Source organism: Methylobacterium sp. P1-11, assembly GCF_008329595.1.
Classification (GTDB): domain Bacteria; phylum Pseudomonadota; class Alphaproteobacteria; order Rhizobiales; family Beijerinckiaceae; genus Methylobacterium.
The window spans coordinates 261,339-271,935 of record NZ_NPKS01000003.1 but is presented as its reverse complement, the minus strand read 5'-3'; the positions used below and the strand labels follow the sequence as shown (position 1 = coordinate 271,935).

Below are 10,597 nucleotides of genomic sequence, written 5' to 3'. Positions count from 1 at the left end.
CGCGACACCCGCGAGCTTCTGACCTCGCGCGGCTACGAGGAGGGCAACCACGGCGAGGCCGCCCATTACGTCATCGAGAAGGCCTTCGTCGAGAAGTAGCCCGCCGCACAGGCCGGTTCGGTTTCAGCCCGGTGCGGTCCGCCGCGCCGGGCTTTTCTGTGCCGGCGCGGACCCGGTCGCGGGGGCGGGGCGCAGGATCGCCCCGTAGCCCTCCTGCGGGTCGCCGACGAAGCGGATGCCCGCCCCTTCGAGGACCGTGCGGATCGCCGCGAGGGTCCGCGTGCGGGGCTGGACCTGCTCGCTCTCGATCATGTTCAGGGTGACGACTGAGACCGCGGCGCGGCTCGCGAGAACCCCTTGCGTCCATTTGAGAAGTCCGCGGCCGGCGCGGATCTGGGCGGCAGTGATCATGGCTCCGGGATCGCCCGAACTGAAAGAATTATCAAGTTTCCGGTTGACGCAGGCCGAGCGCGACCGTATCCACCGCGCCATCGGCCTGCCGGGCCGGTGATCCGAGGGTCTCGCACCTTCGGGACGTCCGCGGTCCGCGTGCCGCGGGGGCGCCACGCCCCGTCCGCCGTGAGCGGTCACGACCGGCAGACCGTCGACCTTCACCGGCGCGGGCCGGAGACGCTCGGTTATCCCTGTCACGGATCACCTCCGAGCCTCATCGACACGCCCGCGTCACCCGCAGCCCCGTTCGGACGGAGCCTGGCATGAGACAGCACGACGGCATCGGCGTCGCGGCGTTCGCCCGTCCCGGGCTGACGCGACCGTTACGGTCGTATCGCGGGGCTCTCGGCCCGAGAGGCTGAGCGCGTCTCGAGGACCCTGCGGGCCGGCAGGGGACGGTTATCATCGGTAGAGCGCCGCGGGCTTGTCCCGCGGAGGTTGCGGGTTCGATCCCCGCCGGGGGCCGCGCGGTCGCCGGAGCTCATGCCCGTCCCCGACACCACGACCGCAGGGCCCCGCGAGACGAGCGCGGAGCCGACCGCGCGGATTCCGGCCGACGATGCGGGCCGGAGAGGAACGGTTATCCTTACGTAAGGGAGGTCGCGGGTTCGAATCCCGCCGGGCCGGGAGGCCCGTAGCTCAGCCCGGATAGAGCGCCCAGACATCGTTCCTCACGCCACGCCCGCATCGCCCGGACGCGGGCCGGAAGACGAAGGTTATCGGGATCCGAGGGGTGCGGGTGCGAGTCCCGCCGGGCCGTCAGGCCCGTAGCTCAAGCAGAGCATCGGACAAGCCCTTCGTCGCCGCCACGCCCGCCCCGCGGCCGGACGGAACCCCGACCCCGACGACACGAGAGACCGGCCGCCCGCGGGCGGCGGTGGACGACGCGCCGCGGCCGCGTCCCCGCCCAACCGCGCGCGCCGGAACGCGCCACCGGCCGGCGATCGGCCGCGATGGAGAGAGGAGAGACAGAGAGGAGCCCGCCATGACGAAGCTTGCACAGATGTTCCGGCTCCGCGCCACGCCGCAGTCGGAGCCGATCCCCGGCACGGTGCCGAACGCCGCCGGAGGCCACGCCTTCGCGGTCGGCGACTGGGCGCGGCTTGACCGCTTCCTGGTGCTCGGCTCCGAGGGCGGCTCGTACTACGCGAGCCCGCGCACCCTGACTGCCGCGAACGCGGCGGCGGTGCAGCGGTGCATCGCGCAGGACGGTGCCCGCGCGGTCGCCGCCATCGTGGCGGTGAGCGAGGCGGGCCGGGCTCCGAAGCAGGATCCGGCGATCTTCGCCCTGGCGCTAGCCGCCGCCTCGGCGGACCTCGCGACCCGGCGCGCGGCGCTCGCGGCCCTGCCCCGGGTCTGCCGCACCGGCACGCACCTGTTCCAGTTCGCCGAGGCGGTCGAGGCGATGCGGGGCTGGGGCCGAGGCCTGCGCCGGGCGGTCGGCGGCTGGTACGCCGACAAGCCCGTGGAAGCCCTGGCCTTCCAGGCGGTGAAGTACCGGACGCGTCAGGGCTGGTCGCACCGCGACCTGCTGCGGCTGGCCCACCCGGAGACGGAGGAGCCCGCCCGGAAGGCGCTGTTCGACTGGATCTGCCGCGGCACCGTGACCGAGGCCGCCCCCGGGATCGTCCACGCCTTCGCGCGGGTGCAGGCGGAGGGCGTCGACGGGGCGGTGGCCGCCGCACTGGTGCGCTCGCACGGCCTGCCGTGGGAGGCGCTGCCGACCGGGCTGATGGGCAGCCGCGCAGTGAACGAGGCCCTGATCGAGCGGATGCCGGTCGGCGCTCTCGTGCGCCAGCTCGGGCGTATGACGGCCGCGGGGGTGCTCGCGCCCTTCTCGGAGGGCACCGAGCATGTCCGGTCGGTCCTGTCGGACCGGGAGCGCATCCTCCGGGCGCGCCTGCACCCGATGGCGCTGCTGCTGGCCCTGAAGACCTACGCCTCCGGGCGCGGTCAGCGGGGCAAGCTCACCTGGGAGCCAGTGGCGGCGATCGTCGAGGCGCTGAACGCCGCGTTCTACACGGCGTTCGGCGCGGTCGAGCCCACGGGCCGGCGCCTCGTGCTGGCGCTGGACGTCTCGGGTTCGATGGGCGCAAGCACGGTCGCGGGCTCGACGCTCACGGCCCGGGAGGCGGCCGCCGCGATGGCGCTCGTCACCGCGGCGACCGAGGAGCGCTGGCAGGTGCTCGGCTTCACCGCCGAGGGCGGCCGGGCCTGGAGCCAGGGGGCTGCGCTGACGCCGCTGCCGATCGGGCCGTCGACGCGGCTCGATCAGGCGGTGCGGGCGACTGCCGACCTGCCGTTCGGCGCCACCGACTGCGGCCTGCCGATACGCTGGGCGCTGGAGCGGGGCGTCAAGGCCGACGCGTTCGTGGTCTACACGGACTCGGAGACCTGGGCGGGGCCGGTCCACCCGGTCCAGGCGCTGCGGGCGTACCGGGAGAAGACCGGGATTCCGGCGAAGCTGGTGGTCGTGGGGTTGGTCTCCAACGGCTTCAGCATCGCCGACCCGGAGGATCCCGGCATGCTCGACGTGGTCGGCTTCGACGCGGCGGCACCGGCCGTAATCGCGGATTTCATCCGCGCGTGAGACAGGGGCGGGCGGCTCTTCCGGGCTGCCCGTCCTATTGCTGCGGCACGCCCGGCAGCCCGTCCGCGAAGGGCCCGCCGCCGGCGCTGAACAGCTTGCGCAGGAAGCCCGGGGCGATCGCCGAGAGCGGGTTCACGCTCACGTCCGGCGAGGCGAGCTTGCCGGAGACGCGGAAATTGACCGCGAACAGGCCCTCGTTGTGTCCGCCCCCGAGGAGCGGCCCGAGCAGCGGCAGCTGCGAGGCCACGTTGTTCAGGCCGTAGAGCGGCACGAAGGTGCCGGTCATGTCGGTGCGCTCGCGGCCGGTATCGAGCCAGCCCGACAGGGTGAAGCCCATGGCGGCGTTCGAGATCGCGGCGTCGCTGAAATCGACGCGGGTGCCGGTGCGCACGAAATTGGCGCGCATGCGGTCGAAGGTGACGTCGCCGGCCCCCCGCCCCGGCGTGACCCGGCGGCCGCGGGCCGTCTCGGTGTCGGTCGGCTCCGGGCCCTGCGCCATGATGCTCGACAGCGCCGGCTCGTTGCGCAGGATGAAGTCGCGGATCTGCACGACGCCCGATTGCGGACCGTCGTTGAGGCCGATCCCGGCATTGAGCCGGCCGCCATACATCCGCCGGTACACGTCGACGAACCGCAGCGTGGCGCCGGCATCGGCCGAGTCCACCGCGAGCGTCGGCACGCCGCGCTCGCCGCGCGTGACCGTGGCGGCGAAGGGCGCCGCGCGGAAGCGCCCGGTGATGTTGGCGGCCCGCAGGGTCTTCCCGTGCAGGGAGAGCTTCAGATTGGCGCCGGTCAGCGCCTCCTCGTTGAAGCCGGCGACGATGGGCACCTGGATGTCGGCCTCGATATCCCTCGGGTTCGCGTCCTTCGATTCCCGGCCACCCTTGGGATCGGGGGCGCCCAGCGATTTCAGGAAGGGCCGGGCATCGACCACCGCGCCCCGGACCACGACCTTGTAGCCGCTGTTGGTCCGGTCGAGGCTCACGCGCAGGTCGTCGCCGGGGGAGAGCTTGACGCTGGTCAGGTCCGCCCGTTCCAGGCCGCCCTCGGGCGTGATCGAGACGGTGCCGCGCGCGCTGGCCGGGGCCGCGTCGAGGGCGAAGTCGCGCAGGTCGAAGCTCTGGCCGCTGTCGACGAGGGTAAAGGTGAGCCGCCCCGGCTTGCCCGGGGACTTCGTCAGCCCCGGGATCAGCCCGTCGATCCCGGCCTTCGCCAGATCCGCCTCGACCCGGATCGGCGGCTTGCCGGATCCCGGCCGGCCGATCTGCACCACCGCGCGGACCGGGATCGTGCCGGTGAGCTGCGGCGCGGTCGGCAGGCCCTTCCGGCCGCGGACCGCCTCGTCGAGCGACACGTTGATCACTGCCTCGCCGGGCTGCCCGACCTTCGGCTGGCGCAGGTCGACCGACATCGGCGCGCCCGCGACCCGGCCGTCGCCCTTCAGCGTGAAGGCGCCCCGGTCGTAGACGAGGTTGAACCGGCCCGATTCGAGCCGGTCCCGGCCCATCACCTTGTCGACCGAGAGGTCGGCCAGCGAGCCGGTCAGCGTCACCGGCAGGTCCGGCAGGTCGGGGATGTGCTTGAGGTCGAGGGGGAAGTCGACGCGCAGGTCGGCGCTGCCCTTGATCGTGGCCGGCTCGAGGTCGACGCTCATCACGCTCTTGAACAGCTTGGCCTGCAGAACCGAGGCCATGCCGTCGGCGCCGCCCGAGAGCCGCATCCCGATCTGCGCCACGACCCGGTCCGGGGTGATCTGCGGGATGACGAAGCTGCCGTCCGAGATGGCGAGCCCCCGCCCGTCCGGCCCGTGGACCTCGGCGGTCACGTTGCGCACCGTGGTCGAGCGCCCGGTGATCACGCCGACGACGTTGCCCTTGGTCACCGGCGGCGCGTCGGCGGTGACGTCGATGGCCGCGTCCGTGACGTGGAAGTCGATATGGACCGCGTCGTCCGGGGCGGGGTCACCGCGGGTCGCGGCGGCCAGGACCGAGCCCGACATCTTCACCTTGATGTCGACGGACTCGATCCGGCCGCGGCGGAGCTGGTCCACCAGGTAGGTGCGGGCCGGCGGCGCGATGTGCTCGGGCCAGAGCCGCAGACCGGTGCGGACCTCGCCGTCGTGGCCGGCGAGGTGGAGGGTCAGGCCGCCGTCGTCGGCACTGGTGCCGATCGTGCCGGTGATCGCGCCCTTCACGCCGGGACCCGACAGGCTGAGCGCGTCGATGGCGATCCCGCCGTCGCGGCCGGAGAGCTGCGCGTCCAGGGCGTCGATCTTCACCGGCGCGTCCTGCGGGGTCGCCCCGCGCAAGGTGGCGTCGCGACCCGCGAAACTCGCGGTCCAAGTCGTGCTCGCGTCCGCGGGGCTTCCCTTCCACGTCCCCGTGAGGTGCACGGCGTTGCCGGCCCCGCGATAGTCCAGGCCGGTCAGCGACATCACCCGGTTGGCCTCGTCCCAGTCCAGGGACGCGTCGAGGCTCTCGACCGTGACGGGGTTGAAGTCCTTCTCCTCGATCAGGAACGTGCCGTCGCCGGTGTGGAGCTTGGCGTTCATGGTCCGGATGCGGCCGGCCGTCAGGCTCACATCGGCGCGGGCCGAGAGCTTCAGGTCCGTGGTCAGCGGCAGACCAGAGTGGCCGGAGAGCAGCAGGAGATCGGTGACCGGCAAGTCGTCGAGAGTGATGACGCCTGAGCGCTCTTGCCCGTCCGCGCCGTCGCGCAGCGTGCCGCCGAAGCGCCACTCGCCGTGCGGCCCGTCGAGCCGCAATTCGAAGTTCCGGGTCCCGTTGACCGGATCGCGCCCGAACAGGCCGTTGACCCGCGCGAACACCGCGCGCTCGTGGCCGTCCTCGTCGATCAGCCGCAGCCGCGCATCGGTGACGCGGGCGCGGTCGAGGGCGCCGACGACGCCGCTCGGATCGAGGACGATCCCGAAGATCGACGCGATCGCGGCGGAGAGGGGCGAGACGCTGCCCCGCACCCCTTCCACGCTCGGCGGCGTGTGCGGCGCGACGTCGGCCGGATGGTTGGCCTCCGAGGCCGCGAAGGCGATGGAGCCGTCCCGGTGCAGCAGCGCGGTGGTCTGCGTCTCGCGGAACTCGATCGAGCGCGGCTGGAGGTTGAGCCGCAGGAGCCCCCAGGGGTCGAGGCTGACGAGCGCCAGGGGCGCGCGCACCACGAGGTCGCCCTGAGGATTGCGGATGTCGAGGCCGGAGAAGCGGAGGCTCAGGGCGTTCTCGCGGTCGAGTTCCAGGCTGCTACCGCGCAGCCCGATGCTCCAGCCGGGTCCGATCCGCTCGGCCACCGCGGCCGCGACGCGGCGCGACAGGCCGTCGATCTGCAGCGGGCCGTTCGACAGGCGCAGGGCCACGAGACCGACACCGGCGCCGAGGAGCAGCACCAGCGCGAGGGCGCTGACGAGGCAGACGCCACCCACGCGTCGCGCCCGCCCCCGAGGCCTGCCTGCCGACGTTGTCTCGTCCGCCATCGGGACCTTTGTTCCGGGGGCTCTGCACACGGTGCCGTCGGGCTCCGCGGCCGGTGGATCGAAGCGCGCCCGCGCTTTACAGCGGCCGCGACTCCGGGCTTGGCTCGGACGTGCGCGGCGCAATCGCTCGAGGCCGCGCACGAGATCGGTTGCACATCATCAATCGGCCGAAAGGAAGGCACGATGCCGCTGTCAGAGGGGGATGTCGCCCCTGATTTCGACCTTCCCGCCTCGGGCGGAGGGCGCGTCGGATTGTCCGCGCTCAAAGGTCACAAAGTCGTGCTCTACTTCTACCCGAAGGACGACACGAGCGGATGCACGCTTGAGGCACAGGACTTCAACGGTCTGCTGCCGGCCTTCGCGGAGTCCGACGCCAAGGTCATCGGCCTTTCACCGGACCCGGTGAAGAGCCATGACAAATTCTGCGGAAAGTACGGGCTCACCTTTCCGCTCGCTGCCGACGAGGCCAAGACCGTACTCGAAGCCTACGGTGTTTGGGTCGAGAAGAGCATGTACGGGCGCAAATACATGGGCGTGGAGCGCACCACCGTGCTGGTCGACCGCGAGGGGCGCATTGCCAGGATCTGGCCGAAGGTGAAGGTGCCGGGACATGCCGAGGCTGTGCTGGCGGCTGCTCGCGCCCTGCCTTGACGCGTCTTCCCTTGACCGGCCGGACGACCCGGCGCGCGACGGATCCTTAACCCTACTGAGGTCTGAGTGGCGGCTCTCCCGGGGCCGTCCCGATGCATCCTCCGAAGTTCCTCGAGCGTCTCATACTGCACCGGCCGGCTCCTTGGCTCGCCGTTGGCCTCGCCCTGGCGCTGGTCTGGGCGCTCGGCGCCACCTACCTGATTGTGTTCCACGACGACGTGCTCGCCGGCTTCGTGGCACGGCAGGCCGCCCTGCGCGACGCCTACGAGGCACGCATCGGTGAGCTTCAGGACCGCCTCGACGGCGATCGGCGCGACAGGGTCGGCAGCGAGGCGGGGTTGGCCGACCGCGTCGCGGCCGCCCTGGAGCGCCAGGCCGAGCTGGAACGGCGCACCGCGGCCCTCGCCGACCTTGAGCGGCAGGCGCTGTCCGAGCCCGTCACCACCGGCGCCCTGCCCGGGCGGTCCGATGGGGGGCACAGCGAGGGCTACGACGATCTCTTCCTGCGCCCGACCGAGGCCCCGGCTCCGGCGCCGCGATCTGCCCTCGATCCCCTGCCCGGCCGCGGCGCGCGCGAGGCGGAAACCGGGCTGATCCGGCTGCAGGCCCGGCTCGACGGCCTGCAGGCCGCCCAGGGCGAGCGCCTCGCCGGCCTGGCTGTCCGGGCCGGGAACGCAGTGCGGCGGTTACGCAGCCTGATCGGCCGCACCGGCCTCGATCCGGACGGCTTCGACGCGGCGGTGCCGGCCGCGGGCCTCGGCGGTCCTCTGGTCCCCCTGGACGGCCGCGCCCTGGACGGCGCCGGCTTTACCGAGGGGCTGGCGCTGGCCCGGCGGACCCTCGATGATGGCGAGCGGCTGCGCCGGCTCGCCGCCACCCTGCCCCTGGCACGTCCGATCCGTGGGCACTCGGCCGTGTCGAGCCCGTTCGGCACGCGCGCCGACCCCTTCACCCGCGGCCTCGCCCAGCATACCGGGCTGGACCTGAAGGCGGAGTACGGCGAGCCCGCCCGCGCCACCGCGCCGGGCCGGGTGGTCGCCGCCGAGGCCGTCGGCGGCTACGGCAACATGGTCGAGATCGATCACGGCCACGGCCTCACCACCCGGTTCGGCCACCTCGCCCGCATCGCGGTGCGCCCGGGACAGCGCGTGGCCGCGGGCGACGTGGTCGGCGCCGTCGGCTCGACGGGGCGCTCCACCGGCGCGCACCTCCACTACGAGACCCGCATCGACGGCGAGCCGGTGGATCCGCAGCGCTTCCTGGAGGCCGGCGCCACCGTCGCGGCGGCCCGGCTCGGCGCCGACTGAGTCCGTCGCCGCGCCGGCCGCCGCGTGCAGGCCTCCGCGTCGCGATCGGAGGCCGCCCTGGCATGGGCCGTGAAGCGCGAGCGCGCGCTGCCGGTGCTGTTGCGGGCGGCCGGCGCGATGCTACCATCCGGCCGAGGTGGGGATCGGCGATGGCTCTGGCCGCGAAGCGCGACGCGCGGATGGATGTGTCCGAGTTCAGGCTCTGGGTTGAGGGCCGGCCCGCGCACGAGCGCTGGGAGCTGCTCGACGGCGAGCCCGTACCCATGGCGCCGCCGCGGGAGAGGCATCAGGCGATCGTCGCGAACCTGATCCCCCGAATCGGCGACCTCGTGGACGCCAAGGACTGCCGCGCCATGCCGGGTCTGGCGATCCTCAGCGCCGCGATGGACGATTTCGCCCCCGTTCCCGACGTGGTCGTGCGGTGCGGGCCGCCCCTGCCGGAGGGCTACGCCGCCGACCCGCTCCTCGTCCCCGAGGTGCTCTCGCCCTCGTCGATGAGCCTCGACCGCGGCCGGAAGATCGACTTCTACCGGACCGTGCCGAGCCTCGCGGTGCTGCCGATCGTCTATTCCGACGAGGCGCGGGTCGAGGTCCGGCGACTCGAAGGCGACGACTGGAGCGTCGCGGCCCTCGGGCTCGACGGTACCGTGACGCTGCCGGAGCTCGACGGCACCGTGCCGGTGCGCGACCGCGGGCTCGCCTTCTGAGCGCCCGCACCCCACCTGATCGAACGGCGAAGCATCAAGGCACCGGACTTGCCCCATTTCGAAGATTTCTACGCGGCCAAGCTGCGCGGCTCCCTCGGCGTCACCGACGCCGAGTCGGTGCTCGACCTGCGCGGCACCAACCGGGCGACCGCCGAGGCCTCGCTCAAGGACATGCTGGAGCGCAGCCGCTTCGCCAAGGGCAAGACCGTGGCGATCCGGCTTGACCCGCCACCCGAGGGCGGTGGCGAGACCCTGTTCCAGCCGGCGGGGCGCCTGCTCCTCGACGCGAAGCGCCGCGGCCTGATCGAGCGCCTGCAGACCCTGCCGGCCCAGGACGGGCTCGGCTTCTACGTGGCGCTCACCGGGCGGGCCGAGCGGACGCCGATGTAGGCGGCCCCGGAGGTTGTGCCTGCAACGGATCGGGTGGGCGCCGCCGGGCGTTGATCGGTCCCGCCCGACAGGATGCCGCCCGTGCCCGCTGCCCGATTCCCTGCTGCCCGGCCCCGCCCATGAGGACTTTTCCCGGCGGTCGCAACACGATCGAGCGCATTGCCCGCTTCGGCTACGGCGCCCGCGGCGTGGTCTACATCGTAGTCGGCGGCCTCGCCTTGCTGGCGGCACTCGGGCATGGCGGGCGGGCCGGCGACAGCAAGGACGCCCTGCGCGCCGTGATGGCCGGGCCGTTCGGCGCGGCCATCGTCGGTCTGATCGCCCTCGGCCTTGCCGGCTTCGCCCTCTGGCGCCTCGTCGAGGGGATCACCGATGCCGACCGGCGGGGTACCTCGGCCAAGGGCCTCGCGGTGCGCGGCGCCCACCTGATCAGCGCCGTTCTCTATCTCGGTCTCGCCGCAAGCGCGGCCTCTCTCAGCCTCGGCCTGGGCATGAGCGGCGGCGACGGCGTGCATGACGGGACCGCGTGGCTCCTCAGCAAGCCCTTTGGCCGCTGGCTCGTGGCCCTCGTCGGCCTCGCGGTCGTGGGCGGCGGCTTCGGCTTCCTCGGCAAGGCCTGGCGCGGGGACGTCACAGACCGGCTCGCACTCGACGCTCAGGACCGTGACCGCTGGGCCGGCCCGATCGGTCGGTTCGGCTACGCGGCGCGGGGCCTCGCCTTCCTGATCATCGGCGGCTTCCTCGTCGCGGCGGCGTGGCACCAGCGCTCCTCGGATGCCAAGGGCCTGTCCGAGGCGTTCGCGCTGCTGCGCGCCCAGCCCTACGGCTGGATCCTCCTCGGGCTCGTGGCGGCCGGCCACGCCGCCTTCGGGGCCTTCGGGCTCATCCAGGCCCGCTACCGGCACATCGACGCCCCCGACATCGACCGGGTGGACGACGCGGCGGGCGCGGCCGCCCGGGCTCTGGGCTGAGGCTCGCGCGCCCTCCGGCCCCGGACGGGCCGCGTTGACAGGGC

Annotated in this window: 8 protein-coding genes, 1 tRNA gene and 1 pseudogene; 8 read left to right on the top strand and 2 right to left on the bottom strand. The window is 73.2% G+C overall.

All coding sequences use genetic code 11. From position 1 onward, the window contains the following. Nucleotides 1-99, top strand: a pseudogene (locus CIW48_RS05320) (ferredoxin--NADP reductase); the annotation flags it as partial. 24 nt (nucleotides 100-123) lie between these two features. Here the strand turns inward: CIW48_RS05320 and CIW48_RS05315 are convergent. After that, nucleotides 124-411, bottom strand: a complete 288-nt coding sequence (locus CIW48_RS05315; protein WP_091776086.1) for a helix-turn-helix transcriptional regulator — start codon at nucleotides 409-411, stop codon at nucleotides 124-126. 604 nt (nucleotides 412-1,015) lie between these two features. On the opposite strand from CIW48_RS05315, the gene CIW48_RS05310 reads away from it, so the two are divergent. Both CIW48_RS05310 and CIW48_RS05305 read left to right on the top strand, forming a co-directional pair. Continuing rightward, a tRNA-Ser gene (locus tag CIW48_RS05310) sits at nucleotides 1,016-1,080 on the top strand. A gap of 358 nt (nucleotides 1,081-1,438) precedes the next feature. Beyond that, nucleotides 1,439-3,043 carry a TROVE domain-containing protein gene (locus tag CIW48_RS05305; RefSeq protein ID WP_149309698.1) on the top strand — a complete coding sequence of 535 codons (1,605 nt, stop codon included), beginning with the start codon at nucleotides 1,439-1,441 and terminating at the stop codon, nucleotides 3,041-3,043. A 34-nt stretch (nucleotides 3,044-3,077) separates the two neighbouring features. Here CIW48_RS05305 and CIW48_RS05300 read toward each other — a convergent pair whose 3' ends face one another. After that, the gene (locus CIW48_RS05300) at nucleotides 3,078-6,527 is read right to left on the bottom strand and encodes a DUF3971 domain-containing protein (protein ID WP_149309696.1); all 3,450 of its coding nucleotides are present in this window, start codon (nucleotides 6,525-6,527) and stop codon (nucleotides 3,078-3,080) included. A 183-nt stretch (nucleotides 6,528-6,710) separates the two neighbouring features. Between CIW48_RS05300 and CIW48_RS05295 the strand changes: the two genes are divergently transcribed. From CIW48_RS05295 to CIW48_RS05275, 5 genes are all read left to right on the top strand, one after another. Continuing rightward, on the top strand, nucleotides 6,711-7,178 hold the full coding sequence (locus tag CIW48_RS05295) for a peroxiredoxin (RefSeq protein WP_149309694.1): 468 nt from the start codon (nucleotides 6,711-6,713) through the stop codon (nucleotides 7,176-7,178). Nucleotides 7,179-7,270: 92 nt separating this feature from the next. Continuing rightward, the gene (locus CIW48_RS05290) at nucleotides 7,271-8,485 is read left to right on the top strand and encodes a M23 family metallopeptidase (RefSeq protein ID WP_149309692.1); all 1,215 of its coding nucleotides are present in this window, start codon (nucleotides 7,271-7,273) and stop codon (nucleotides 8,483-8,485) included. Between the two features lie 149 nt (nucleotides 8,486-8,634). After that, on the top strand, nucleotides 8,635-9,192 hold the full coding sequence (locus CIW48_RS05285; RefSeq protein ID WP_149309690.1) for a Uma2 family endonuclease: 558 nt from the start codon (nucleotides 8,635-8,637) through the stop codon (nucleotides 9,190-9,192). Nucleotides 9,193-9,240: 48 nt separating this feature from the next. After that, nucleotides 9,241-9,582 (top strand): hypothetical protein, encoded by a 342-nt coding sequence (locus CIW48_RS05280; RefSeq protein ID WP_012318792.1) that lies wholly within the window; start codon nucleotides 9,241-9,243, stop codon nucleotides 9,580-9,582. Between the two features lie 119 nt (nucleotides 9,583-9,701). Beyond that, a complete protein-coding gene (locus CIW48_RS05275) occupies nucleotides 9,702-10,553 on the top strand; it encodes a DUF1206 domain-containing protein (RefSeq protein WP_149309688.1) in 852 nt (283 codons plus the stop codon). Nucleotides 10,554-10,597: the final 44 nt, after the last annotated feature.

Coding starts and splice junctions, on each gene's coding strand:
- CIW48_RS05315 (WP_091776086.1), bottom strand. CDS start 411: ATGATCACTGCCGCCCAGATCCGCGCCGGCCGCGGACTTCTCAAATGG.
- CIW48_RS05305 (WP_149309698.1), top strand. CDS start 1,439: ATGACGAAGCTTGCACAGATGTTCCGGCTCCGCGCCACGCCGCAGTCG.
- CIW48_RS05300 (WP_149309696.1), bottom strand. CDS start 6,527: ATGGCGGACGAGACAACGTCGGCAGGCAGGCCTCGGGGGCGGGCGCGA.
- CIW48_RS05295 (WP_149309694.1), top strand. CDS start 6,711: ATGCCGCTGTCAGAGGGGGATGTCGCCCCTGATTTCGACCTTCCCGCC.
- CIW48_RS05290 (WP_149309692.1), top strand. CDS start 7,271: ATGCATCCTCCGAAGTTCCTCGAGCGTCTCATACTGCACCGGCCGGCT.
- CIW48_RS05285 (WP_149309690.1), top strand. CDS start 8,635: ATGGCTCTGGCCGCGAAGCGCGACGCGCGGATGGATGTGTCCGAGTTC.
- CIW48_RS05275 (WP_149309688.1), top strand. CDS start 9,702: ATGAGGACTTTTCCCGGCGGTCGCAACACGATCGAGCGCATTGCCCGC.